This is a genomic window from Streptomyces sp. NPDC060027 (genome assembly GCF_042737005.1).
In the GTDB taxonomy this organism is placed as follows: domain Bacteria; phylum Actinomycetota; class Actinomycetes; order Streptomycetales; family Streptomycetaceae; genus Streptomyces.
In genome coordinates this window covers 1-24,394 of the sequence record NZ_JBHWVI010000131.1, presented here as the reverse complement: position 1 = coordinate 24,394, position 24,394 = coordinate 1, and the positions used below count along the sequence as shown (strand labels likewise).

Here is a 24,394-nt window from a genome sequence, read left to right as displayed (position 1 = left end):
GCAGTTCCGCCATGGCCTCGGCGATCAGCTCGCCGCCTGCCTTGGCGTCCGGGACGATGACAACTTCCACGCTGGGCCTGCCGATCTGGAGAGGGGACTCAGGGGACTCAACTGGAACCCGAAGGGCATGTGGTATAGACCAATCTAGCAGAGCGTCACCCTTCCGTCGCCCCGACGGGCCGGGACGCGCTTCCATTCCGTGCCCCGGGAAGGGGGCCCGCGCGTCCGGACCGCCCCGGACGTCCTCATCCGGCAACTCCGCCCGTTCACGAACCGAAGCGGGATAGTCTGCTGGGTGCTTCTGGTGTTGGATAAGCGGACAACAAAGAACATCAGCGGGCGCACGGGCTGCGGGCACATGGACGCAGGACCATGGTCTAGTCCACAATGCTTTGAGAAACTGAACAAGCCTCCGCCTTCCCCGCACAGGAAGGCGGACCGAGGAACCGGCGCTCTCTGCCCTGACTGCTCCGGCTCCTCTCTTCGGCCGACCGGGACCGCACACCCCACGGCCGATGTTGCTCCGGGCTGCGGTGCCGGGAGGGTTGAGGGTCCCTCCCAGGCGCCGCGGCCCGCGGGTGTTTCCGGGGCCCTGAGGCGCCCCTGGGGCGCCCCCGCACGGGGGCTGATTTCGGGACCTGTCGGATCCGCCGGGTACGCTCGCACACGTGCCCTCCATGAACGACCTCGTACGCCAGCACACCGCCCTCGGTGATTCCGATCTCGAGTGGCTGCATCTGCTGGTCTCGGAGTGGCAGTTGCTCTCCGACCTCTCCTTCGCCGACCTCGTGCTGTGGGTTCCCACGCGCGACGGCACCCGCTATGTCTCGGTCGCGCAGATGCGCCCCAACACGGGGCCCACCTCGTATCAGGACGACATGGTCGGCCATCTCGTCCCGCGCGGCCGTCGCCCCCTGCTGGACGCGGCGCTCGACGAGGGCCGGATCGTGCGCGAGGGCGACCCCGAGTGGCGCGAGGAGGTCCCGGTCCGGGTCGAGTCCATTCCCGTGCGCCGCGAGGGCCGTGTCCTCGGTGTCATCGCCCGCAACACCAACCTGCTCACGGTGCGCACCCCGAGCCGCCTCGAACTGACGTATCTGCAGAGCGCCTCCGACCTCGCGCAGATGATCGCCGCCGGCACCTTCCCGTTCCCCGACCAGCAGGTCGACATGGACGCCTCGCCGCGGGTCGGCGACGGACTGATCCGCCTCGACGCGGACGGCATCGTCCAGTACGCCTCACCGAACGCGCTCTCCGCGTACCACCGGCTGGGCCTGGCCGCCGACCTGGTGGGCTGCAACCTCGGCGCCACGACCGCCGAACTCGCCCCGTCCCGGGGTCCGGTGGACGAGGCGCTGGCCAAGGTCGCCAGCGGCTGGGCGCCCCGCGAGTTCGAGATCGAGAGTGCCGAGGGCGTGATCCAGCTGCGCGCGATCCCGCTCAAGCCCAAGGGCACCCGAGTCGGTTCCCTGGTCCTCCTCCGTGACGTCACGGAACTGCGCCGCCGCGAGCGCGAGTTGATCACCAAGGACGCCACCATCAGGGAGATCCACCACCGGGTGAAGAACAACCTCCAGACGGTGGCGGCCCTGCTGCGGCTCCAGGCCCGCCGCATCGACTCGGACCGCGGCCGGGAAGCCCTGGAGGAAGCCGTGCGTCGGGTCGGTTCGATCGCGATCGTGCACGAGACGCTCTCCCAGAACCTGGACGAGCGGGTGGAGTTCGACGAGATCGCCGACCGGGTGCTCGCCATGGTCGCCGAGATCTCACCCGGCAAGGTCACCGGCAGGCGCACCGGACGCTTCGGCATCCTGGACGCCGAGGTCGCGACCCCGCTCTCGATGGTCCTCACCGAGATCCTCCAGAACGCGCTGGAGCACGGCTTCCGCGAGGGCGACCGGGGCACCGTCGAGGTCTCCGCGGTGCGCGGCGGCACCTCCAAGGACGCCCGCCTGCTGGTCACCGTCCAGGACGACGGGGTCGGACTGCCCGAGGGCTTCGACCCGCACCGCTCGGGCAACCTCGGCCTGCAGATCGTACGGACGCTGGTGGAGGGCGAGTTGGGCGGCACCTTCGACATGGTGGCCGCTCCGGAGCGCGGTACCCAGGTGCTCCTGGACATCCCGGTGGTCGTACCCAAGTAGCGGGCCCGGACAAGCTTCCGGACAAGCATCCGGACAAGCATCCGGACAAATACCCGCACAAGTGGCCGACGAGCAGGGGCAGTCGATGCCCATGCGTGCCCGTCACTCTCCGTGACCGTCGTTGGAGGTCAGGAGCGCCGGGCACCGGACGTGAACAGCAATGAGCCCCGGACCACAGGTGGTCCGGGGCTGAAAGCTCGTTGCATCAAGCGCATCGGGGTACTGCGCGCTGCGGCTCGGGGGCGGGAGTTGCGTACTCGCTGTACGCGCCGCCAAGCTCAGGCTCGTGCGGGGTGGAACGTCAGGCGGTGGCCTGACGAGCTCGGTTGCGGGCGGCACGGCGCTTCATTGCGCGGCGCTCGTCCTCGCTGAGGCCACCCCAGACGCCGGAGTCCTGGCCGGACTCGAGCGCCCACTGCAGGCACTGCTCCATGACGGGGCAGCGGCGGCAGACGGCCTTGGCTTCCTCGATCTGCAGCAGCGCAGGACCGGTGTTGCCGATGGGGAAGAAGAGCTCGGGGTCTTCCTCGCGGCAAACGGCGTTGTGACGCCAGTCCATGGCTGCTACCTCTCCTTGGTATTACATGCACGTTGCTTGTGAATGTGAACGCTTTCACGAATCCCTCAACAAGTGAAGGGCCGACAACCAGACGGACTGGTGTGGTCCTGTGTTTTGAGGAGGGGTTCCGGTGCTCTGTGGGGCCGATGTTGCGGGCCGTCCCGAGCGCCACGTAGAGACTCGCAAACCTCAGCGGCGGATACAACCCCTTCAGGAAAGTTTTTTTTGATTCCTCGGTGTCGGCTGAGTCACAGCCGTACTTCCATGGGGTGGACCCTGGCCTAAACGTTCGAGTGAAAGGATTTTGGCGCCTTCCGCTCACACAATCACACGCAGTGCACGGCGTACGCCTGTGAACGTCACGCTAGTACGCAGTCCGAGATGGTCGCCGTCCATCTGAAGGGGCAGTGGCGCCTTCGAATGCAAGGTGAAGTCCGTCAGGTCATGCAGAGAGACGGCGTGCTTGCCCTGGGGGCCGCGTTCGGGGGACGAAGTGAGCAACTGGGTGGCATACCGGGCAACCGAGGCCGTCGACATGCGGCTGAGGGCGAGTACGTCGAGTCCGGTATCGAACGAGGCCTTAGGTGCCGCGTACACCGGACGATTGCCGAGAAACGTCCACGGCGCGGTGTTGCAGATGATGGACAGGACCAGATCGGTGACCGGGTCCGCGCCGGGGCGCTCCAGGGTGATCGTTCCGTGCCGGCGGTGAGGTTCGTCCAAAAACTGGCGTACCACTTGGCGGAGATACAGCGCATGGGTGGAGCGCCGCCCGCGTTCGCGCTGCTGCTCGACCCGCCCCACCACCCCCGCGTCGAAGCCGAGGCCGGCGCAGAAGGTGAACCAGCGGGAAGGTACGGCCTCGTCCTCCGTGCCGGGAGTCCCCGCGGCGAGGCCGAGGCCGACCGTGCGCTCGCGCTCCTCGCGCAGCGCGTCCAGCAGGGCGCCGGTCGCCTCCACGGCGTCGTTCGGCAGGCCGAGGGCGCGGGCGAAGACATTGGTGGAGCCGCCGGGGACCACGGCGAGGCGGGGGAGGCTTTCCGGGTCGGGGCCCCGGTGGAGAAGACCGTTCACGACCTCGTTGACCGTGCCGTCCCCGCCGAGGGCCACGACCAGGTCTATCTCGTCGCTGTCCGCGGCCTGCCTGGCGAGGTCCCGGGCGTGCCCGCGGTACTCGGTGGTGACCGCCTCCAGCTTCATCTCACTGGCCAGCGCGTGGATCAAGACGTCACGCGTCCGCGCACTTGTGGTGGTTGCTGCCGGATTGACCACGAGAAGTGCGCGCATGCGAAGCAGCGTACCTACTGGGTGGTACTCGGCCCAGACCGAGGTAGGGATCGAGTAAGAGGTTCCGGGGTGAGCGGGGACGCGGCGAGGGATCGGCGCGAGCCCTGGGACCGGGCCGTACCCGGCCCCGGGGCGCCCGGCGGTCCGGAGCCGACGGCTACTCTTCAGGAGTGAGCCGTGAGCAGAATCCCACCCCCGACGCCCCCCTCGCCGAACCCCGTCCCGGGCGGCTGACCGCCGCGGCGGCGCTGGCCGCGCTGGAGGGGACCGCCCTCGTGGCGGGCGGCGTCTGCGTCCTCGTGCTCGGACTCACAGGCGACCCCGACAACCGGCAGCAGGCCGTCACCGGCGGCGTCACGCTGATCGTGCTCGCGCTGCTGCCGCTGCTGGCGGCGCGCGGACTGCTGCTGCGCCGCGGCTGGAGCCGGGGCCCGGCCCTCATCACCCAGATCATGGCGCTGCCCGTCGCCTACACCCTGCTCCAGGCCGACAGCGTGGCGATCCCCGCCGGCATCGCCCTCGCGGCCGTCGCGGTGGCGGCCCTGGTGCTGCTGCTGAACCCGGCAACGACACGGGCCCTCGGAATCCGAGGGCCCGGCGGTGACGTGCAGGACGAGACGTAGGCGGGTCTCACTCCTCGACGAGGAGCTTCTCCCGCAGCTGGGCCAGGGTGCGGGCGAGCAGCCGCGAGACGTGCATCTGCGAGATGCCGACCTCCTGCGCGATCTGCGACTGCGTCATGTTGCCGAAGAAGCGAAGCAGCAGGATCCGCTTCTCCCGCGGAGGCAGGTCCTCCAGGAGGGGCTTCAGCGACTCGCGGTACTCGACGCCCTCCAGCGCCTCGTCCTCGGCGCCCAGGGTGTCCGCGACGGCCGGGGACTCGTCGTCCGTGTCGGGGACGTCCAGGGACAGCGTGGAGTACGCGTTGGCGGACTCCAGGCCCTCCAGGACCTCTTCCTCCGAGATGGCCAGCTTCTCGGCCAGCTCGTGGACCGTCGGTGAGCGGCCGTGCAGCTGGGAGAGTTCCGCGGTCGCCGTGGTCAGGGCCAGCCGCAGTTCCTGGAGGCGACGCGGGACGCGCACCGCCCAGCCCTTGTCGCGGAAGTGCCGCTTGATCTCGCCGACCACCGTCGGGGTCGCGTACGTCGAGAACTCGACGCCGCGCTCCGGGTCGAACCGGTCGACCGACTTGATCAGCCCGATCGTCGCGACCTGGGTGAGGTCGTCCAGCGGCTCGCCGCGGTTGCGGAAGCGGCGCGCGAGGTGCTCGACGAGCGGCAGATGCATGCGGACCAGCTGATTGCGCAGCTCCGCGTACTCGGCGCTGCCGTCCTGCAGTTTGCGCAGCTCGATGAACATCGCCCGGGCCCCGCTGCGGTCCTGGGGATCGTGCTGGATGTGCTGGGCGCTCGGCCCGTGCTGGATCGGCTGGGCGCTCGGCCCGTGCTGCGCGCCCTGCACGTTCTGCTCCGCGTTTCGCTCGTGCTCGCTCATAGTCCCGCCCGTCACCATTCCCCGAGCTCGCGGCTCTTCCCCCGTGTCCTCGGCTGCGCTCGAACCGGGGGGACCTCCCCGGACGGGGGAGGAGACCCCCAGCTGCGCTGCGGCTGCCGAGGAGGCGCCGTTCTCCGGATGCGGCCGGGCCTGTTCGGGGATGCCGTCGATGCCGTCCGCCGTGTGCCGCGGCCCGTCGAGGCCGTCGACGCGCTCCGCGGGAGGCTCCCGTGTGCCGCGCTCTTCGTCCCGCACCGGCCCGTCCCCGTTCCTCACGCCGGCCCGGGTCCCGCGCCGCGCTGTTTGTAGAGACTGATCGTCACGGTCTTGTCCTCGGCGACGGTGGACTCGACCTTGCCCGCGAGGGCGGACAGGACGGTCCACGCGAAGGTGTCACGTGACGGAGCGTGACCGTCGGTGGTCGGCGCCGAGACCGTGACCTCCAGTGAGTCGTCGATGAGCCGGAAGACACAACTGAGCACCGAACCGGGGACGGCCTGCTGCAGCAGGATCGCGCAGGCCTCGTCCACCGCGATGCGCAGGTCCTCGATCTCGTCGAGGGTGAAGTCCAAACGGGCTGCCAGCCCGGCCGTGGCCGTGCGCAGTACCGACAGGTAGGCACCCGCGGCCGGCAGCCGGACTTCCACGAAGTCCTTCGTCGCGGGCTCGCCTGCGATCTGGGACACCCTCACCTCCATGGTGGTACAAGCTCATTCGAGCTCTTTCGGGGGCCGAGGGTCGCCCCCCGGGTAACGCGCTACGTCGTTCAGCGGTGACGCTACCGCGCTCCCGACTTTCCTGTCCTGGGGACCCCGCCCCTTGCTGTCACTCATAGTAAGCCTATGAGTACGGACAGTGGCTAGGGGTCTGCGGCCCCAAATAGGAAGAGCGCGCGCCGGGTTGACGTACCCAGACGTCAGACGGTCGAACCGTCCGGATCCTGAGTCACACGCGCACGTGATCCACGGCTCAGACGAGTACGTGGTCCACGAAACACCAACGCCAGTTCTCCCCCGGCTCGAACGTGCGCATGATCGGATGCCCGGTGTCCTTGTGGTGCTCGGTCGCGTGCCGCATCGGTGAGGAGTCGCAACAGGCGAGATGCCCGCACTCCAGGCACAGCCGGAGCTGCACCGGGTGGGTGCCGGCCGCCACGCACTCCTGGCAGGTCTCGCTCCGGGGCTCGGGTTCGGGCTGCGGCAGCGCGTCGGCGTGCGTGCACTGTTTCATGATGGCCAGGTTACGTCGGGTGTGCGGGATTGCCGCGCGAAAAAGAGGGCGGGCGGAAGACGATGCACGTGTTGCCACTGTTGTTGCTGGTCGCGGGGAGCGCGGCGGTCGCCGGCGCCGCCCGCCGTACTCCGGTTCCGGCACCCCTGCTGCTCGTCACCGTGGGCCTGATCGTCTCGTACATCCCCGGGGTGCCCCCGTACGAACTCGACCCCGAAGTCGTCCTCCCGCTGGTGCTGCCCCCGCTGCTGTACACGGCGGCCACCGACAGCTCCTACCTCGACCTGAGGGCCCAGCTGAGGCCCGTCGCGCTCCTGTCGGTCGGCTACGTCCTCTTCGCGACCCTCGTGGTCGGCTGGGTCGCCTATCTGCTCGTGCCGAGCCTGCCGCTGACCGCGGCCCTGGTGCTCGGCGCGGTCGTCGCGCCGCCGGACGCGGTGGCCGCGACGGCGGTGGCGCGCCGGGTGGGGCTGCCCTCACGGATCACCACGATCCTTCAGGGCGAGTCCCTGGTGAACGACGCGACCGCGATCACCGCCTACAAGGTGGCGCTCGCCGCGGCGGTCGGCGAGGGCGCGACCTGGGCGGGCGGCGTCGGCGAGTTCCTGCTCGCGGCGGTCGGCGGGGTGGTCGTCGGACTCGTCCTGATGATCCCCATCCACTGGCTGCGCACCCACATGAACGAAGCGCTCCTGCAGAACGCCCTCTCCCTGCTGATCCCCTTCGTCGCCTACGGCGTCGCCGAGCAGTTCAACGCCTCCGGGGTGCTCGCGGTCGTCGTCGTCGCGCTCTACCTCGGACACCGCTCCTGGGAGGTGGACTTCGCGACCCGGCTCCAGGAGGAGGCGGTCTGGAAGATGGTCGCGTTCATCCTGGAGTCCGCGGTGTTCGCGCTGATCGGACTGCAACTGCCGGTCGTCCTGAAGGGCCTCGGGGCGTACGAGGGCACAAGCGCCGCCTGGTACGCCATCGCCCTCTTCCTGGTGGTCGTCGCGGCCCGCTTCGTGTGGGTCTACCCCGCCACCTTCCTGCCCCGCATCTTTTCGGCGCGCATCCGCGAACGCGAGGCGAACCCCACCTGGAAGGCGCCGTTCGTCATCGGCTGGGCCGGCATGCGCGGCGTCGTCTCGCTCGCCATCGCCTTCTCCATCCCGCTCACCGTGCATGGCGGCGACGCCTTCCCCGACCGCAACCTGATCCTCTTCCTGACCTTCACCACCGTCATCGGCACCCTGGTCGTGCAGGGCCTGACGCTGCCCCCGCTGATCCGTCTGCTGAAACTCCCGGGCCGCGACACCCAGGCCGAGACGCTCGCCGAGGCCAACGCCCAGGCACAGGCCTCCCGCGCCGCCGAGCAACGCCTCGACGAACTCCTCGCCGACGAGCGCAACGCGCTGCCCCCGCCGCTCGCCGAACGCCTGCGCACCGTCCTGGAGCGGCGTCGGAACGCCGTCTGGGAACGGCTCGGGGCGGTCAACCCGGTCACCGGCGAGACCGCCGACGACACCTACCGCCGCCTCTCCCGCGAGATGATCGGCGCCGAGCGCGAGGTCTTCGTCAAGCTGCGCGACTACCGCTACATCGACGACGAGATGCTGCGCACGCTGCTGCGCCGACTGGACCTGGAGGAGGCGGCGGCCTACCGGGAGGCGGCCTGAGGCGCGGCCCCCGCGGCGGGGAACGGCGCTCCGGTGATCACCGCGGCGACCGTCGTGCCGCGAGGGAACGCGCCCTCCTCGGCGAGGGCGACAAGTCCGTACAGCATCTTGGCGACATAGAGACGTTCGACCGGCAGCCCGTGGCGCTGCTCGAAGTCCTCCGCGAAGGCGTCGAGTTCGGGAGTGGTACGGCCGTAGCCGCCGAAGTGGAAGCGGTCGTCGAGGGACCAGGTTCCGCGCCGGGCGCCGAAGGCGGCCGTCTGCAGGGCCGTCGTGTCGGCGTCGAGGAACCCGCCTCTGAGGACCGGGACACCTAGGGCACGCTGGCCGGGTGCGAGGCCCGCGGCCAGGCCCGCGAGGGTGCCGCCGGTACCGCAGGCGACGGCGGCCACGTCGATGCCGCCGTGGTCGCGCAGTTCCTCGCCGAGCGCCCGGCAGCCGCGTACGGCGAGGGCGTTGCTGCCGCCCTCGGGCACCACGTACGCGTCCTCGGTGTCCGTCGAGCCCAGGATCCCGGCCAGCGTCCGCGGCTCCGTCTTGCGGCGATAGGTCGACCTGTCGACGAAGTGCAGGCGCATGCCGTCGGCCGCGCAGCGGGCGAGCGAGGGGTTCAGTGGGCGGTCCGCCAGCTCCTGGCCGCGGACCACGCCGAGGGTGGGCAGGCCCAGCAGGCGGCCGGCCGCGGCGGTGGCGCGCAGATGGTTCGAGTACGCCCCGCCGAAGGTGACCAGGGTGCGGCCCGCCGCCGCTTCGAGGTTCGGCGTCAGCTTGCGCCACTTGTTGCCGGTCAGCTCCGGGTGGATCAGATCGTCCCGCTTCAACAGCAGGCGGACGCCGTGGCGCGCGCATCGCGCGTCCACGGCCTCCCGCAGCGGCGACGGAAGCCGCGGCCCGGGGCCGGCCGGGCCGAGCGCTTCGGGCATGCCCGGCGCGCCGCGGGCTGCGGCGGGATCCGGGGCATCGGAGCTGGTCACGCTCCCATTGTCGGACACCTGTCCGGGGAGGGCCGGACGCCGGGGTGCCCCGCAGCGTCGGTGGCCACACCGACCGCTCGGCCCAGCTCCGCGATTCGCCCCGGGGTCCGGCTCCGGGATTCGCCCCGGGGTCCGGCTCCGGGACTCGTTCCGGGGTCCGGCCTCGGGGCCCAGCCGGGATTCAGCGCCGCGGTTCAGGACCGGGGAACCAACCCAGGGGTGCGGCCCCGGCCTTCAGGCTCTGGGGGCGGTCCGGGGGCAGCGCGCAGTGAGCCCCGGGAGCATTCGCTCACTTCAGCAGCTCGCGGACGCGCCCCCGCAGGAAGCTCATCGTGAATCCTCGCGGGTCCACCTTGCCGGGCTGCCATTCCAAGTGGCCGATGACCGAGCGTTCCGTCCAGCCGTAGTGCCGGCAGATCGCGGCGGAGACCTTGGCGATGGCGTCCAACTGCGCCTCGGGCCACGGGTCCTTGCCGTCGCCGAGGTTCTCGCACTCGAAGCCGTAGAAGTGGCGGTTGCCGTCGGTGTTGGCCTCGTTGTCGTGCGGGAGCGCCTTCTCGGCGATCACCGCGCGCAGCACGTCGTCGTCGCCGAGGCCCGCGTGGTTGGTCCGGCCGTAGCCGACCAGGTGGAGGGCGCCGTCCTTGGTGATGACGCCGTGGCACAGCGGCCCCGGCAGGTCCCCGTGGCCCTCGCGGCAGATCCCGACCGTTCGCTCGGTCCCCGAGGTCACCGTGTGGTGGATCATCACGCCGTGCACCGGCCCCCACGGGCCCTTGTGATTGCGGTTGTGATGCTTCCAGTCGCCGACCTCGACGACATGGACGCCTTCCTCCCTGATCCGGTCCAGGAAGCTGCCCGCGGACATGGGCGAGGCCATGGCCGCCTCCTTCGCGCTGCGCGTCGGCCACCTTGCGTGGCCGACTCGTATCGCAGCTTGTATCGCCGCCCAGGTCCCCCGACCCACTCGTTCGCACGGCGTGCGAGCCGATCCGGTCAGTCACGGAGGAACCGGTCAGGACCGGGGGAAAGCGTCTCCGCGGGCGGCGGCACGGTTCTCGGGCGTCCGAAGCGACCCGATCCGGAGCTTCACCGGCCGGCGGGCGGCGACCGCTCGACGGAATCACCCTCTCTGCCCAGGTCCGGGGTGATCCATTCCCCCTCATTCGTGTAATAGCACCAGCACGCTCCGTGATGGAAGGCTTGCTCTGCAAGATCAGTGCACGACCGGGAGGGCAATTTTCATGTCGGTAGGCGAAGAGGTCCGCGCGGAGCAGAACCGTCCGCAGCAGAGTCTCGGCACATCAGCCGCGCGGAACCTGGCCACCACCACCAAGTCCGCGCCACAGATGCAGGAGATCAGCTCACGGTGGCTGCTGCGCATGCTTCCGTGGGTGAACGTGCAAGGTGGCACGTACCGCGTGAACCGGCGGCTCAGTTACTCCGTGGGCGACGGTCGCGTCACGTTCGTCAAGACCGGTGACCGTGTCCAGGTGATCCCCGCGGAGCTCGGCGAACTGTCCGTACTGCGGTCGTACGAGGACCTGGAAGTGCTGGGCGAGCTCGCCCAGCGGTGCCAGCAGCGGGAGTTCGTCCCGGGAGATGTGCTGGCCTCGTTCGGCAGCCAGGCCGACGAGGTGTTCCTGCTGGCGCACGGCAAGGTCGAGAAGATCGGCACCGGCCCCTACGGGGACGACGCGGTGCTCGGTGTCCTCGCCGACGGCGCGTACTTCGGCGAGCAGGCGCTCATCGACCCGGAGGCCATCTGGGAGTACACGGCCCGCGCGGTGACGGCGGTCACCGTGCTCGCGCTGCCCCGCCAGGACCTCGAACAGGTGGCGGAGCGCTCCGATTCACTGCGGGAGCATCTCCAGGAACTGCGCGCGATCCCCTCGCAGCGCACCAACAAGTACGGCGAGAAGGAGATCGACCTCGCGGCCGGCCACACCGGTGAATCGGACATCCCGGGCACCTTCGTGGACTACGAGGCCACCCCGCGCGAGTACGAACTGAGCATCGCCCAGACCGTCCTGCGCCTGCACACACGCGTGGCCGACCTCTACAACCAGCCGATGAACCAGACCGAGCAGCAGTTGCGGCTCACCGTGGAGGCGTTGAAGGAGCGCCAGGAGCACGAACTCATCAACAACCGCGAGTTCGGCATGCTCAACAACTGCGAGTACGACCAGCGGATCCAGCCGCACGACGGCGTACCGAGCCCCGACGACATGGACGAGCTGCTCAGCCGACGCCGCGGCACCAAGCTGTTCCTCGCCCACCCGCGCGCGATCTCCGCGTTCGGCCGCGAACTGAACAAGCGCGGACTCGTCCCCGAGACCATCGAGATGGGCGGCAACCGCATCCCGACCTGGCGCGGGGTGCCGATCTTCCCGTGCAACAAGATCCCGGTCAGCGACGCCCGTACGACCTCGATCATCGCCATGCGCACCGGCGAGGCCGAGCAGGGAGTGGTCGGGCTCCAGCAGGCGGGTCTCCCGGACGAGATCGAGCCGAGCCTGTCGGTGCGCTTCATGGGCATCAACGAACAGGCGATCATCTCCTACCTGGTGACGGCGTACTACTCGGCCGCGGTGCTCGTGCCGGACGCCCTCGGCATCCTGGAGAACGTCGAGATCGGCCGCTGGCGGTGACATTCCGCGAGGCGGAGCCCGTCGTGTTCCCCTCCCTCGGGGCGGGAACACGACGGGGGTGCGCGCCCGGCGGCCGTTCGGAGGCGACCGTCGGCGGGCCGTCCGGTGCGATCGCGCAGGTGACCGCATGACGACGGAGACGCAGCAGGGTCCGGCCGGAATTCCGAACGGGCGGCGCCCGGCCGGACCTCCGGACAGGCGAGGTGCCGGCGGGAGACCCATGGGAAGGCAGGGCGCGCCGAACCCGCTCGACGCGCAGGAGGCGGCGGGCATCCTGGAGCGCGCGCGGGCGTCCGTCGACCCAGAACTGCGCGGGGCGATCGACTCGCTGCCGGGCTCGATGCGCAGGATCGCGCTGTACCACTTCGGCTGGGAGCAGGCGGACGGCACTCCGGCGGCGGGGAACGCCGGTAAGGCCATCCGGCCCGCGCTCGTGCTGACCGCGGTCCAGGCGCTCGGCGGACAGCAGGCGACGGCCGTACGCGCGGCCGCCGCGGTGGAGCTGATCCACAACTTCACCCTGCTGCACGACGACGTGATGGACCGGGACACCACCCGCAGACACCGCCCCACCGCGTGGACCGTGTTCGGCGACGCCGACGCGATCCTCGCCGGGGACGCCCTGCAGGCGCTGGCCCAGCGGCTGCTCGCCGAGGACCCGCACCCCGCGTCCTCGGCGGCCGCCGCGCGGCTCGCGGGCTGCGTCGTAGAACTGTGCGCCGGACAGCACACGGACACGGCCATGGAGCGGCTCGGCCCCGGCGAGGTCACCCTCGACGCGTGCCTGGCCATGGCCGAGGCGAAGACGGGCGCGCTGCTCGGCAGCGCCTGTGCCATCGGGGGGCTGTACGCGGGGGCGGACGCCGAGGACGTCGAGGCGCTCGACGCGTTCGGCCGGGAGGCCGGGCTCGCCTTCCAGCTGATCGACGACGTGATCGGGATCTGGGGGGACCCGGGCCGCACCGGCAAACCGGCCGGGGCGGACCTCGTCGCCCGCAAGAAGTCGCTGCCGGTGGTCGCCGCGCTCACCTCGGGCAGCCCGGCGGCCGCGGAGCTGGCCGAGTTGTACGCGGCGCCTTACCGGGAAGGAGACATGGAGCGCACGGTGCTCGCCGTCGAGCGGGCGGGCGGGCGCGACTGGGCACAGGTCCAGGCGGCCGACCGGATGTCCCGGGCGATGCACGAACTGTCCCGGGCGGTCCCCGACCCCGAGGCGGCGGGAGGTCTTCTGGCCCTCGCCGAGTTCGTCACCCGGCGCAGCAACTGACCGGCCCGGCCGGTCGAAGACCCCGGAGCCCCGGGCACCGTACGGCACCTGACATCCGTGCGGTGCCGGGCTCCGGAGAGCGGGCCCCGCACATCCCCACGGTGTGCGGGGCCCGCGCCTTCGCGCGGGCCGGACCGCGCAGCCGCCCGGGTCTGCGCACCGGAACGGTTCGCGGGCCGGACCGCACACCCCCTGGGCCACGCGCATCCGGTCTCCCGGACGCCGGACATCCGGCCGCCCACCCCTCGGGCACCCGGGGTCGGTCCGTCGACTCCGGGGCGATTAGGCTCAACCGCCGTACGGTCAAGGCCGGTTGGGGCGAAGGGCGGGGCGGGTCATGGGTGTGGCGATACGGGTGGCGGGCGAGGCGGACCGGGAGCTGGTCGTCCGGCTGCTGGACAAGGCGTTCCAGGACGATCCGGTGAGCAACTGGGTCTTCCCGGACCCGGCGCACCGCCGTGCGACGCACCCCAGGCTGATGGCGGCGTTCACCGACGCGGTGCTCGCCGAGGGGCGTGTGGACCTGGCCGAGGACGGTTCGGCGTGCGCCCTGTGGCTGTCCCTCCCCGACGGCGAGCACGGGGACGCGACGGAGAGCGACGGTGAGGACGAGGACGGCCCCGCGCAGCTGCGCGCGGCTGTCGACCCGGACAACGAACGGGTCGAGCTGATCGGCCGGCTGACGGCGGACGTCCACCCCGTGGGGCGCGCCCACGCGTACCTGTGGATGATCGGGGTGGCGCCGGAGCGCCAGGGCGAGGGGCTCGGCAGCGCGCTCATCGAGTCGGTCCTCGAACGCTGCGACCGTGAGGGCCTGGCCGCGTATCTGGAGGCCAGCAACGACCGCAGCCGCGCACTGTACGAACGGCTCGGCTTCGTGCTGACGGGCCGTCCCCTCGACCTGCCGGACGGCCCGCGGATGTGGCCGATGTGGCGCGACCCCCGCCCCGGTCACGGGCCCCGGCTCTAGATCCGGCCCGCCCCGCCCCGGCTCGCTCGGGTCGCGGGCGCCAGCCCTGGATCCCGGCCTGACCGGGGATGCCCGGGCGCCGGCTCCAGTCTGCCCCCTGGGGGCCTGGAGACCCGGACCCGGACCCGGACCTCGCCCTGCCCCACGACCCGGAGGGCTAGGCCTCCGGGACGATCGTCATCACGATCCTTTCGAGCAGGGCGTCCGGTACGGCGACGCCCGGCAGGGTCTCGTCCAGTACCCCGGGCAGGGTCAGGTGCTCCAGGAGCAGCCCGAGCACCGCGAGGTAGAGGACGACCACGGTCTCGTCGCCGCCCGGCAGCCCCGCGTCCCGGTGGAACTCCATGCCCTGGTCCAGGTCGCCGCGCACCGACGCGGTGTACGAGGTGCGCAGGGCCGGGCGGCGGGTGGCCTCCAGCCGCATCTCGAAGAGGGCGAGATAGCCCGTGCGGTCACGGGTCGCGCGGCTCAGCAGGTCGCGCATGAAGTCCAGGACCAGGGCCCGGTTCCGGGGGCCCTTCAGCAGCTCGGCCAGGACCGCCGGGTCCGGGGCCAGGCGCTGGTGGAGGTGGGCGTCGATCTGGTTGAGCAGGTCGTCGCGGTCGGTGAAATAGTTCGACGCGGTGCCCACCGGGACGGCGGCCCCGGCGTCCACCGCGCGGAACGTCAGCCCGCGGGCCCCCTCCCGCGCCAGCACCGCCACGGCGGCGTCGACGAGAGCGGCTCTGCGCTCGATGTTCCTTGCCATACGGGCCTCCTCCGCGTCGGTCGTCGGGACATTCTCCGGGGTGGCCGGAAAATCCCCTTGTAACCACTACAGGTGAAGCACTATAACTGAAGTGGTTCGGCGGAAGCCGTCCAGAAGACACCGCCTACGAGAAGAGACCCGCTTGCGCAAGCTCACCTATTTCGTCGCCTGCTCGATCGACGGCTTCATCGGCGACCCCGACGGAGACGCACGGGCGTTCATGCCGTTCGTCGACGAGGAGTTCCTCGCCTTCCTCAAGGCGGAGTACCCGGAGACCCTGTCGACGCCGGGCCGCCGGGCCCTCGGCATCGACGACCTGGAGAACCGCGTGTTCGACACGGTCGTCCAGGGCCGTGGCAGCTACGACGTGGCGCTGGACGTCGGAGTGACCAGCCCGTACGCGCATCTGCGCCAGTACGTCGGCTCCCGGAGCCTCACCGAGTCGCCCGACCCGCAGGTTCGGATCGTCGCGGACGACATCCTGGGGGCCGTCCGCGAACTCAAGTCGGAGGACAGCGAGTTCGGCGTCTACCTGTGCGGCGGCTCGCGGCTCGCGGGCGCGCTGATCGACGAGGTGGACGAACTGGTCGTCAAGACATACCCCGTGGTCCTCGGCTCCGGAATGCCGATGTTCGGCTCCGGCTTCGACATCACCGAGTTCACTCTCGACGGGGTTCGGGTGTTCGGGAACGGCGTGCTCGTGCGGACGTACCGCAGGAAGCGCTGAGTCCGCCGCCGTCCTACCCTGAAGGCATGGGCACCGATGAGCATGCATGTCCCGTCTGCGGGCAACCGGTCGCCACGGTGGTGCACCGGTACAAGACCCTGGGCGCCTGGGTCCCCAGGTGGGGCCCCGGCCCCTGCCGGAACCCGGAGTGCGAGGCGTACACCGACGCGCCCGGGCACGGACACGTCCTGCCGGTGGAGCCCGGGCCCGATCTGCCGGAAGAGGCCGCCGCGGAAGAATCCTGACGCGCCCGACGCCGCGGTGTAGAGAAGGGCGGGCCGGCTCCGACGTCCCCAGTGAGAGCCGCCCGGCACGGGCGGCCCGAGCCGAGGAAGCCGAAGGAGCGGACTCATGAAGTACCTGGTGATGGTGCAGGGCACACAGGCCGACTACGAGAGCATGCGGGGCAAGGCGACCGCCCAGTCACCGGCCTGGAGCGAGCAGGAACTGCAGGCCATGTACGCCTACATGGGCGCGATCAGCGACGACCTCTCCGAATCGGGTGAACTGGTCGACGCGCAGGGGCTGGTCGAACCCGCGCAGACCCGCCTGGTGAGCAAGGGGTCCGACGGCAAGGCCGTGATCACCGACGGCCCGTACAGCGAGACCAAGGAACTGATGGCCGGCTACTGGGTGGTCGACTGCGCGAGCCTGGAGCGGGTCACCGAGATCGCCGAACGCGTCACCCGCTGCCCGGGCCCCGAGGGCCTCACCGAATACCCGGTGGTCATCCGGCGCATCCAGGACGGTGCCGGGGACATCTGAGCGGGATGAGAGGCACGACCGAGGTCGAGGACCTGCTGCGCCGGCACGCGCCGCAGGTCCTCGGCGCGCTGGTCCGCCGCTACGGGCACTTCGACGCCGCCGAGGACGCCGTGCAGGAGGCGCTGCTCGCGGCCGCCCGGCAGTGGCCCGCGAAGGGCGTGCCGGACAACCCGCGCGGATGGCTGATCAAGGTCGCCTCGCGACGGCTCGTCGACGCCCTGCGCGCGGAGGAGTCGCGGCGGCTGCGGGAGGAGAAGGCGGCGGCGCTGACGCCCCGGGACGCGTTCACGGCACCGCCGCCGGGCGCGGGCCGTGCCCCGTCGGAGGACGACACGCTCTCCCTCCTCTTCCTGTGCTGCCACCCCGATCTGTCCCCGGCCGGGCAGATCGCGCTCACCCTGCGCGCGGTGGGCGGTCTGACCACGGCGGAGATCGCGCGGGCGTACCTGGTGCCCGAGGCGACCATGGCGCAACGGATCAGCCGGGCCAAGCAGCGGGTGCGGGGCATGGGCTTCGGCCGCCCCGACCACTGGGAGGAACGGCTGCCCGCCGTCCTCCACACCCTCTACCTGATCTTCAACGAGGGCTATACGGCGACCTCCGGAACCGCGCTCCAAAGGGCCGGACTCGCCCGCGAGGCCATCCGCTTGACCCGGACGGTGCACCGGCTGCTGCCCGAGGACGGCGAGGTGAGCGGCCTGCTCGCGCTGATGCTGCTGACCGACGCCCGGCGCGCCGCGCGGACCGGACCGTACGGAGAGCTCGTTCCCCTCGACGAGCAGGACCGCGACCGCTGGGACAGGGCGGCGATCGGGGAGGGGGTGGCCCTGGTGACGGAGGCGCTGACGCGGGGTCCGGCGGGCCCCTACGCGCTCCGGGCCGCGATCGCCGCGGTCCACGACGAGGCGCCCTCGGCCGAGGCGACGGACTGGGCCGAGATCCTCGGCCTCTACGACGTCCTCGTCCTCCGGGTCCCCGGCCCCGTCGAACGCCTCAACCGCACAGTCGCCGTGGCCATGGTGCACGGCCCGGGCACCGCCCTCGCCGAACTCGACCGACTGGAGGGGGTGTCGGCCGCGGGACACCGGCTGGACGCGGTCCGCGCCCATCTGCTGGAGCGCGCGGGGGACACGGCCGGCGCCCGGGCCGCCTACGCGTCGGCGGCCGGCCAGACCCTCAGCCTCCCCGAACGGCGTTATCTGGAGGCGCGGGCGGCCCGGCTGAGGCCATAGCGTTGGCCCTATGTCCGAACCCCTGTTGCACCTGACCGAGCGCTCCCTCTGGGACGCGGCCCGCGCGTCGGGCGCCTTCGCGATGTCCACCCGCGGTCGGACCCTCCAGGAGGAGGGCTTCATCCACTGCTCGCTGCGCCACCAACTCCCGGCCGTGGCAGCCATGGTGTACGGCTCCTACACCGGACCCGACGAGCTCGTGGTCCTCGTCGTCGACACCGAACGGCTGGACGTGCCCGTCCGGTTCGAGGCGATGGAGCCCGGCGGCGAGGAGTTCCCGCACATCTACGGGCCGATTCCGGTGGACGCCGTCGCGGACGTGGAGGTCTGGGACCAGGGCGGGGTGGCTTCGGCGTGACCGCGACGGGGGGACGACGTCGAATATGGCGGTGGATTCTGGCGGTGTGGGCGGTCGTCGTGGTCGGGGGCGGCGTCCTCACGCTCTGGCTCCAGGACGCGGCGGAGCCGCCACCGCCCACCGGCTGGTACAGGTCCGAGGAGGACGGCCGCGACGCCCCGGCGCCGCTGCTCTCCTCCGACGTCTCGAAGCCCCCCTGCCCGGAGACGGAGGACGGGTGGCCCGTCATCTGTGCGGTCGGGACCGGGCCCTAGGGCAGGCTGCCTGTCCCGGGATCGCGGCCGGTCAGGCAGTAGACGCCGCCGACGGGGTCCCGCATCACCGTCCAGCGCGCACCCCGGCCGACCGGCGTGGCCCCGAGGTCCTCGTGGTGGGTCCGGACCGCCTCGACGTCCGAGCAGGCGAGATCGAGGTGGGCGGAGGTGGGGCGGCCGGCGCCGAGGCGTTGCAGCAGGATGCGGAGCGGCAGTCCGGCGGGCGGCTTGATGAGGTGGAACTCGGGGAGCGCGCCCGGGTGGGACCCCCACCCCGTGAGCTCGCTCCAGAAGGCGATCTCGGCGGCGTACACATCCGGTGCCAGGTCGATGCTCACCTGGTCGAGCCGGCTCGTCGCGCCGCCCGGCTCCTCGACCACGGGTGGCCGCGCGGACTCCCCCTGCCAGGGCACCGCGCAGAACAACTGACCGCCGGGCGAACGGAGTACGGCCCACCCGTCATGGCCGGAGACCACTTCGGCACCCAGCCGCCGAGCCGACTCCACCAGCGCCGGTACGTCCTCGACGGCGAGGTCGAGATGCGTACCCCCGGTCCCGTCCGCGACAGCCTGCGCCTTCACGCACGCGTCGGCCCCGCCGGGCAGCAGCGTCACGAACTCGCCCTGATCGCCGCGCGGTTCGGACAGCTTCGTCCGCGTGACCGAGGTCCAGAAGTCCAGAGCCGCAGCGAAATCCCGGCCGGGCCGGTCGACGAAGGCGTAGGTCCACCGGACGGGTGGCGTGGTCATGGGTGATCTCCCTGTCGGACGGGCGGCACGGCTCGTACCGTCTCCTGCCCGAGCAGGGCGCGCAACGACGTTTTCATCCGTGAGACGAAGGCGTCCCGAACCTCGGGGGAGAGGAGGTCCAGCGAGAGATACGGGTTGAGGTCCTCCAGCTCGACGAGGAGCAGCTCACCGCCGGGGGCCCGGCAGGCGTCCACGCGCTGGATGCCGTACGCGATGTCGTTCCAGTCGACGAAGCGCTGAGCGAACTCCCGGTCCTCGGACGTCGGTTCGTACGGCTCCAGGGCCCAGCGCCGCTCCGGGTCGGGCGCGTACAGGGCGTACTGGAGGGTGTCGTCGACGAAGTAGAACGACACCTCGTAGCGGAAGTCGATGCGCGGCTGGACGAGGATGTCGCCGAACGGCAGCCCGGCGAGCCTCTCGCGCGGCACGAATTCCAGGCCGATGGAGTCCGCGCCCTGCTTCGGCTTCACCGCGTAGGAGTCGGCCTCGGGCAGCAGGTCCAGGTCCGGTGCGCTGTCGACGGTGGGGATGACCGGGAACCCGGCGGCGGTCAGCTCCAGCAGGTACCCCTTGCCGGCCATGTCCCCCTTGCCCGACAGCTGGTTGTAGACCCGGACACCGTCCGCGAGGGCCCGCTCCCGGAACGCGTCGTACGCGGCCTGGTAGTGCAGGACCGGCCCGCTGTTGCGTACGACCACGGCGTCGAAGCCGGACATCAGCGCGGCCGCGTCCAGCGGGTGACACACGGCGATGTCGAACTCCTCGCGCAGCGACGAGGTCAAGGTGATGTCCTCGTCGCAGTACCGCCGCTCCTTGGCCGGATAGGCCAGGTCGCTGACGTACAGGATGCGGGGGCGCGCGGACGGCACGGGTGACTCCTCGTAGGCGCTCGGACGGTTCACCCCGCGGGAGAGCACTGCGCCCGCGGACCACATGGAACGTAGTGTCCCTCCCGAGCGATTCCGGCGGTCCGGCACCCCTCGGGTGCCGCGGGCACCCGAGAACGACGGACGGCGCGACGCCATCCGGCGCTGCGGCGAGCCGGCCGGGCTGCCCGGGTCAGCCGGTGCGGTGCTTCTCCGCGAAGCGCAGGAGGTTGCCCGCCGGGTCGCGGAAGGCGCAGTCCCGCAGGCCGTAGGGCTGGTCCACGGGTTCCTGGATGACCTCGGCGCCCGAGGAGCGGACGCGCTCGAAGAGCTCGTCGCAGTCGGTGGTCGAGAAGATCACACCGCGCAGCATCCCCTTGGCCAGCAGCTCGGCCATGGCCTGCTTGTCCGCGGGAGAGGCGTCCGGGTCCGCGGCCGGGGGCTCCAGGACGATCTCCACGTCCGGCTGGAGCGGCGAGCCGACCGTGACCCACCGCATGCCCTCGAACCCGACGTCACCCCGGACCTCCAGGCCCAGCACGTCACGGTAGAAGGCGAGCGCCTTGTCGTGGTCGTCGACGGAGATGAAGCACTGGGAGAGTTTCAGATCCATGCGACCAACCTAGTGCCGCGACAGGCAACAGGCCTTGTCCGACGGCTCATGCCCGGGACTCGCATGCCCGGGACCCAGGGGGCGGGCGACCCCGCTCTTCCGTGGCCCGAGCCGCCCGGACAGGCCCTAGAGGCGCGTGCCCGGTTCCGCTTCGGGGTTGCGGTGGCGGGCCGGGCGGGTCATGCGGCGCGCCACGCAGGACGGAATGGGGGCGCCGTGGTCGTGCGGCCGGGCGCGGTACGCGCTCGGGGTCTCGCCCACCAGCTCCGTGAACCGCGAGCTGAACGATCCGAGCGACGTACAGCCGACCGCGAAGCACACCTCGGTCACCGTCATGTCGCCTCGCCGCAGCAGAGCCTTGGCCCGCTCTATCCGGCGGGTCATCAGATAGGTGTACGGCGTCTCGCCGAAGGCCTCCCGGAAACTGCGCTGGAAGTGCCCGGGCGACATCAGCGCGGTGCGCGCGAGCGTGGCCATGTCCAACGGCTCCGCGTAGTCGCGGTTCATCCGGTCGCGGGCCTGGCGCAACCGGACCAGGTCTTCGAGGAGTCTGGGATTGCCCACATCACCAGAATGGCACGCGCCACCGACAACAGGGCCCGGAACGCCCCGGACCCACGATCGACAGCGCGCCGTCCTCCGGGGGATCACTGACCCGGAGGACGGCGGCGGTCCTTCGTACGCGGGGGTGTCCCTGCCGTCAGGCGGCGAGGACCTTGGCCTTGGCCGTCTCGAACTCCTCGGCCGTGATGTGGCCGTGGTTCTTGAGATCCGCGAGCTTGGCCAGTTCGTCGGCCTTCCCGGTGCCGGTGGTCCCGGCGGTCTCACGGATGTAGGAGTTCATGTCCTCCTGGTTCTTCTGCATGCGCTTCATCTCGCGCTCACCCATTCCGCGGCCCCGTGCGATCAGGTACACGAAGATGCCCAGGAAGGGCAGGATGACGACGAAGACGCACCAGCCCGACTTGCCCCAGCCGCTCAGCTCGTCGTCGCGGAAGATGTCTCCGATGACCCGGAAGAGCAGCATGAACCAGAGGATCCAGAGGAAGAACCACATCGTGGTCCAGAAGACGTTCAGCAGGGGGTAGTCCGCTGCCAGATTGAGCGAGCCGTTCATGGTCGAACTCCTGTCGGTTGTGCGACATCTCCGCGGGCGTTGCCTTGGTGCGGATCGAGTAGTCGCCGGGCGCCGGGTCGCGATCTCGGGGATTCCGCCCGGGCCCGTCCAGCGGGGGGTCACGGCCGTTCAGCAGGGCCTGGCGGATCGGTGCGCAGAGCGCGGTGGTGTGGCGGACGGTGCGGCGGAGTCCGCCGGCGGACAGATGCTCGAAGGCGGGGGGCGAGCAGGGCCGCCCGAACACACGGGGCACGCCGTGAGGACGTCGTCCGGCGTGATCGGCGGGATCGGTGCGACGTCCGGGACGTCGTCCGGGGGCGGCAGCGGCCGCATGGACGGCGCGGGACGCGGGGCCCTCGCGGGCCACGACGGCGAGAAGGACGGTTCGGGGTCATTCGGGCCTCGGCGGACCGGCCCGGGGCGCGGCACGCCCGGCACGGGCCGGATCTGCCGCTGGATGCAGGCCATGAGCGGTGCCCTCTCTGACGCGAGACGTCTTGCTTCGGCTCCAGAGTGCGGTCACCCCCCGCATCGCCGCCTCACCCCCCGCGGGTGAGCTCTCGGATCCGTTGCCGCGGGCTCCCGGTGACCGGCCGGCCGGGCCCGGGACTCCTCGGCGACCGGCTCATCCTTCGTCCCGGCGCTCCTGCGCGCCCGGCTCATCCTTCGTCCAGGCGCTCCTGCGCGAGGGCGTCCCGCAGCCGGGAGAAGCGGGCGCCGAGCTCCTCGTCCACCCAGGTCAGCCGCGTGGTGAGCAGCGCTTCGCCGCGGTCGCGGCCCGCGCTCCGCAGGTCCTCCAGGAGCGCCCGGAGGCGGATGAGGACCGACGGGGAGTTCCGGGCGGCCGGGATCACATCGTCCAGAGCGGTCCGCAGGAAGTCCTCCCAGCCCGGCAGCGGGACGACCACGCGCAGGACGCCCGAACGGTCGGTGACCTCGCGCGACCGGGCCCGCGCCGGGCGGCGCAGCAGATCCTCCATGGCGTCCAGCGCCTGCACCGCCGTGGCGGGGTCGTTGACCGCCGGGGACAGCGCCCTGAGCGCGATGTCGGCGAGCAGCCGGAACGCGAGTCCGGGGTCCTGGTCGAAGACCCGTTCGGCGCCGGTCTCCAGGCCGCGCAGGACGGCGGAGCCGGGCAGGTCGCCGTCGTACACCTCGGCGACGGTGGTGCCGTGCTGCATGGTGGTGCCGGGGGTCACCCGCAGCACGACGACCGCGTCCGCCGCCCGTGCCGCGCCCGCCAGCAGGTCCACGTCCACGCGTTGCAGCACCGCGGCGGCCTTCGGCCAGCAGACCGCGGACCGGGGCCTGTCCGGCCCGTCCGGCCCGTGCGGCCCGTCCGACCCTCTCGGACCACGGGTAGCTCCCGGACCGCCCGTATCTGCCGAGCCACCTGTATCTCCCGGACCTCCCGAGCCACCTGTATCTCCCGGACCTCCCGAGCCACCCGTATCTCCAGGGCCGCTCGTATACAGGACGTCGATGTTGTGCCGGCCCCGTTCGGTGATGGAGCCGAGCACCGGGGCCAGCTGGATCGCGGCGACGGCCGTCAGCAGGAGGGTGCGCAGCAGCGTCAGCAGCAGGAGCAGCAGGACGCCCGCGCTGATCGGGACGACCACCGAGACCTCGTCGCGGTTGGCGATGGTCAGGGCGGCGGTCGCGCAGAAGACGGTCAGCCCGACGGCGAAGGCGAACGTCCGCCACACGATCGGCGCGTCCCGGAACAGGGTGAGGCGTGGCGTGAACGTCGTGGCCGCCCACTGCACCACCAGGAACAGCACGGAGAAGATGACGGTGGCCGCGCCCAGCACCCCGAAACCGGTCGCGAGCAGCATCTCCGCCACCGGGCGGGACGGCAGCTCGGGTCCCCGGGTGAATTCCGGGACGACGAGGCCGAGGCCCAGTCCGACGGCGATGAACACGAGTTGGAGGAGGCCCGCGCGCAAGCGCCGCCTCCGGCGGAAGGCGGAGTGGCCGGTGCGGACGGAGCCGCCGTGACCGGCGGAGCGGACCACCGTCACTCCCGGGGCGGCGGTGGTACGGCCGCGAGGGCACCCCGGTCGACGGGCGCGCGAGCGTTCATCGGTGACATCCTCCGGGGCGGTGCCGGGGCCGGCGGAGCGCGGGCCCGCCCCTCAAGACTCGCCCTCGGCGCGAGCGCCCGCATCACCCGCCGAAGGTGAGCCACCCACGCCGGGTGCCGCCCGCCGCCCGCTCACCCTTTTCGGGCGCGGTACGGCCCCGGAAGGCGCGGACCGGTGCGCACCGCACGGCCTGACGACGAAAGGCCGGCCGGAAGGAGGACAGGGCACGCCGCGGCGCGGGTGGAGAGCGGACCGCGACGCGTGGGCGGAGAGTGGAGTGTGGTGAGCGGGAGTGTCCTGAGGTGGGCGGATGTCGCCCGCACCGGGGGATGCGCCATCGGTGCCCGGGGGCCGACGATGGCAGGGGATTGCAGCGGACCCCGTGCCCCGGCCCCGAGGGAAGTGCTCGTATGCGCTACGAATTCCGCATCGCCGGCATCGTTTCGGACACGCTCGCCTCGGCCTTTTCCGAACTCGAGAAGGTGCGTACGAAGGAACAGACCCTGTTCTTCGGCACCGTGATCGACGACGCCCATCTGTATGGACTGCTCACCCGGTTCCAGGCACTGGGCCTGAGAGTGATCGAGATGCGCCAGCTGCCCGTATGACGGCAGAACGCACCCGGTCCGCGGGACACCGTGTTCGGC

General features: G+C 71.4%; 27 protein-coding genes. 13 read left to right on the top strand and 14 right to left on the bottom strand.

What is annotated here, in order from left to right; genetic code table 11:
* Window positions 1-668: 668 nt before the first annotated feature.
* Window positions 669-2,144, top strand: a complete 1,476-nt coding sequence (locus tag ACFWBT_RS27810; RefSeq protein WP_385705260.1) for a sensor histidine kinase — start codon at window positions 669-671, stop codon at window positions 2,142-2,144.
* Between the two features lie 301 nt (window positions 2,145-2,445).
* On the opposite strand, the gene ACFWBT_RS27805 is transcribed toward ACFWBT_RS27810, so the two are convergent.
* Window positions 2,446-2,703, bottom strand: coding sequence for a WhiB family transcriptional regulator (locus ACFWBT_RS27805; RefSeq protein WP_006380970.1), 258 nt, complete (start codon window positions 2,701-2,703; stop codon window positions 2,446-2,448).
* Window positions 2,704-3,021: 318 nt separating this feature from the next.
* Complete coding sequence (locus tag ACFWBT_RS27800; protein ID WP_385705258.1) at window positions 3,022-3,990, bottom strand: diacylglycerol/lipid kinase family protein; 969 nt, start codon at window positions 3,988-3,990, stop codon at window positions 3,022-3,024.
* Between the two features lie 170 nt (window positions 3,991-4,160).
* Between ACFWBT_RS27800 and ACFWBT_RS27795 the strand changes: the two genes are divergently transcribed.
* Complete coding sequence (locus tag ACFWBT_RS27795) at window positions 4,161-4,613, top strand: hypothetical protein (RefSeq protein WP_385705256.1); 453 nt, start codon at window positions 4,161-4,163, stop codon at window positions 4,611-4,613.
* A gap of 7 nt (window positions 4,614-4,620) precedes the next feature.
* On the opposite strand, the gene ACFWBT_RS27790 is transcribed toward ACFWBT_RS27795, so the two are convergent.
* From ACFWBT_RS27790 to ACFWBT_RS27780, 3 genes are all read right to left on the bottom strand, one after another.
* The gene (locus tag ACFWBT_RS27790) at window positions 4,621-5,760 is read right to left on the bottom strand and encodes an RNA polymerase sigma factor SigF (protein ID WP_385705254.1); all 1,140 of its coding nucleotides are present in this window, start codon (window positions 5,758-5,760) and stop codon (window positions 4,621-4,623) included.
* Window positions 5,757-6,170 carry an anti-sigma regulatory factor gene (locus ACFWBT_RS27785; RefSeq protein WP_261707968.1) on the bottom strand — a complete coding sequence of 138 codons (414 nt, stop codon included), beginning with the start codon at window positions 6,168-6,170 and terminating at the stop codon, window positions 5,757-5,759. The genes ACFWBT_RS27790 and ACFWBT_RS27785 overlap by 4 nt, the downstream gene beginning before the upstream one ends.
* A 283-nt stretch (window positions 6,171-6,453) precedes the next feature.
* Window positions 6,454-6,714, bottom strand: coding sequence for a UBP-type zinc finger domain-containing protein (locus tag ACFWBT_RS27780; RefSeq protein WP_385705252.1), 261 nt, complete (start codon window positions 6,712-6,714; stop codon window positions 6,454-6,456).
* A 62-nt stretch (window positions 6,715-6,776) separates the two neighbouring features.
* On the opposite strand from ACFWBT_RS27780, the gene ACFWBT_RS27775 reads away from it, so the two are divergent.
* A complete protein-coding gene (locus tag ACFWBT_RS27775; RefSeq protein WP_385705251.1) occupies window positions 6,777-8,372 on the top strand; it encodes a Na+/H+ antiporter in 1,596 nt (531 codons plus the stop codon).
* Here the strand turns inward: ACFWBT_RS27775 and ACFWBT_RS27770 are convergent.
* Both ACFWBT_RS27770 and ACFWBT_RS27765 read right to left on the bottom strand, forming a co-directional pair.
* A complete protein-coding gene (locus ACFWBT_RS27770) occupies window positions 8,354-9,295 on the bottom strand; it encodes a 1-aminocyclopropane-1-carboxylate deaminase/D-cysteine desulfhydrase (RefSeq protein WP_385705262.1) in 942 nt (313 codons plus the stop codon). The genes ACFWBT_RS27775 and ACFWBT_RS27770 overlap by 19 nt on opposite strands.
* 340 nt (window positions 9,296-9,635) lie before the next feature.
* Window positions 9,636-10,226 carry an N-acetylmuramoyl-L-alanine amidase gene (locus tag ACFWBT_RS27765; RefSeq protein WP_385705249.1) on the bottom strand — a complete coding sequence of 197 codons (591 nt, stop codon included), beginning with the start codon at window positions 10,224-10,226 and terminating at the stop codon, window positions 9,636-9,638.
* Between the two features lie 364 nt (window positions 10,227-10,590).
* Here ACFWBT_RS27765 and ACFWBT_RS27760 point away from each other — a divergent pair, with 364 nt between their 5' ends.
* The 3 genes from ACFWBT_RS27760 (at window position 10,591) to ACFWBT_RS27750 (ending at window position 14,234) form a co-directional block, all read left to right on the top strand.
* Complete coding sequence (locus ACFWBT_RS27760) at window positions 10,591-11,997, top strand: family 2B encapsulin nanocompartment shell protein (protein WP_385705247.1); 1,407 nt, start codon at window positions 10,591-10,593, stop codon at window positions 11,995-11,997.
* A 220-nt stretch (window positions 11,998-12,217) separates the two neighbouring features.
* Complete coding sequence (locus tag ACFWBT_RS27755) at window positions 12,218-13,264, top strand: family 2 encapsulin nanocompartment cargo protein polyprenyl transferase (protein ID WP_385705246.1); 1,047 nt, start codon at window positions 12,218-12,220, stop codon at window positions 13,262-13,264.
* A gap of 337 nt (window positions 13,265-13,601) precedes the next feature.
* Entirely contained in the window at window positions 13,602-14,234 is a 633-nt protein-coding gene (locus tag ACFWBT_RS27750) for a GNAT family N-acetyltransferase (RefSeq protein ID WP_385705245.1), read from the top strand.
* A gap of 157 nt (window positions 14,235-14,391) precedes the next feature.
* Here ACFWBT_RS27750 and ACFWBT_RS27745 read toward each other — a convergent pair whose 3' ends face one another.
* Window positions 14,392-14,982: a TetR/AcrR family transcriptional regulator gene (locus ACFWBT_RS27745; protein WP_385705244.1), complete on the bottom strand. Its 591-nt coding sequence runs from the start codon at window positions 14,980-14,982 to the stop codon at window positions 14,392-14,394.
* Between the two features lie 142 nt (window positions 14,983-15,124).
* Between ACFWBT_RS27745 and ACFWBT_RS27740 the strand changes: the two genes are divergently transcribed.
* The 6 genes from ACFWBT_RS27740 (at window position 15,125) to ACFWBT_RS27715 (ending at window position 18,318) form a co-directional block, all read left to right on the top strand.
* Entirely contained in the window at window positions 15,125-15,709 is a 585-nt protein-coding gene (locus ACFWBT_RS27740; RefSeq protein ID WP_385705242.1) for a dihydrofolate reductase family protein, read from the top strand.
* A 26-nt stretch (window positions 15,710-15,735) separates the two neighbouring features.
* The gene (locus tag ACFWBT_RS27735) at window positions 15,736-15,954 is read left to right on the top strand and encodes a hypothetical protein (protein WP_385705240.1); all 219 of its coding nucleotides are present in this window, start codon (window positions 15,736-15,738) and stop codon (window positions 15,952-15,954) included.
* Window positions 15,955-16,060: 106 nt separating this feature from the next.
* Window positions 16,061-16,474 carry a YciI family protein gene (locus ACFWBT_RS27730; protein ID WP_385705239.1) on the top strand — a complete coding sequence of 138 codons (414 nt, stop codon included), beginning with the start codon at window positions 16,061-16,063 and terminating at the stop codon, window positions 16,472-16,474.
* A 5-nt stretch (window positions 16,475-16,479) separates the two neighbouring features.
* Complete coding sequence (locus tag ACFWBT_RS27725; RefSeq protein WP_385705237.1) at window positions 16,480-17,706, top strand: RNA polymerase sigma factor; 1,227 nt, start codon at window positions 16,480-16,482, stop codon at window positions 17,704-17,706.
* Window positions 17,707-17,716: 10 nt separating this feature from the next.
* Entirely contained in the window at window positions 17,717-18,064 is a 348-nt protein-coding gene (locus ACFWBT_RS27720) for a DUF952 domain-containing protein (RefSeq protein WP_385705235.1), read from the top strand.
* Window positions 18,065-18,108: 44 nt separating this feature from the next.
* On the top strand, window positions 18,109-18,318 hold the full coding sequence (locus ACFWBT_RS27715) for a hypothetical protein (protein ID WP_385705233.1): 210 nt from the start codon (window positions 18,109-18,111) through the stop codon (window positions 18,316-18,318).
* On the opposite strand, the gene ACFWBT_RS27710 is transcribed toward ACFWBT_RS27715, so the two are convergent.
* From ACFWBT_RS27710 to ACFWBT_RS27685, 6 genes are all read right to left on the bottom strand, one after another.
* Window positions 18,315-19,067, bottom strand: a complete 753-nt coding sequence (locus ACFWBT_RS27710; protein WP_385705231.1) for a VOC family protein — start codon at window positions 19,065-19,067, stop codon at window positions 18,315-18,317. The two genes, ACFWBT_RS27715 and ACFWBT_RS27710, sit on opposite strands and share 4 nt — an antisense overlap.
* Complete coding sequence (locus ACFWBT_RS27705) at window positions 19,064-19,936, bottom strand: hypothetical protein (protein ID WP_385705230.1); 873 nt, start codon at window positions 19,934-19,936, stop codon at window positions 19,064-19,066. Before ACFWBT_RS27705 ends, ACFWBT_RS27710 begins: the two co-directional genes overlap by 4 nt.
* 190 nt (window positions 19,937-20,126) lie before the next feature.
* A complete protein-coding gene (locus ACFWBT_RS27700; RefSeq protein WP_266762637.1) occupies window positions 20,127-20,546 on the bottom strand; it encodes a VOC family protein in 420 nt (139 codons plus the stop codon).
* A gap of 126 nt (window positions 20,547-20,672) precedes the next feature.
* Window positions 20,673-21,053 (bottom strand): helix-turn-helix transcriptional regulator, encoded by a 381-nt coding sequence (locus ACFWBT_RS27695; RefSeq protein ID WP_266765847.1) that lies wholly within the window; start codon window positions 21,051-21,053, stop codon window positions 20,673-20,675.
* 193 nt (window positions 21,054-21,246) lie between these two features.
* Window positions 21,247-21,663, bottom strand: coding sequence for an SHOCT domain-containing protein (locus ACFWBT_RS27690; protein ID WP_385705228.1), 417 nt, complete (start codon window positions 21,661-21,663; stop codon window positions 21,247-21,249).
* A gap of 659 nt (window positions 21,664-22,322) precedes the next feature.
* Window positions 22,323-23,609, bottom strand: a complete 1,287-nt coding sequence (locus tag ACFWBT_RS27685; protein WP_385705226.1) for a DUF2254 family protein — start codon at window positions 23,607-23,609, stop codon at window positions 22,323-22,325.
* Between the two features lie 548 nt (window positions 23,610-24,157).
* Between ACFWBT_RS27685 and ACFWBT_RS27680 the strand changes: the two genes are divergently transcribed.
* On the top strand, window positions 24,158-24,355 hold the full coding sequence (locus ACFWBT_RS27680; protein ID WP_266762642.1) for a hypothetical protein: 198 nt from the start codon (window positions 24,158-24,160) through the stop codon (window positions 24,353-24,355).
* Window positions 24,356-24,394: the final 39 nt, after the last annotated feature.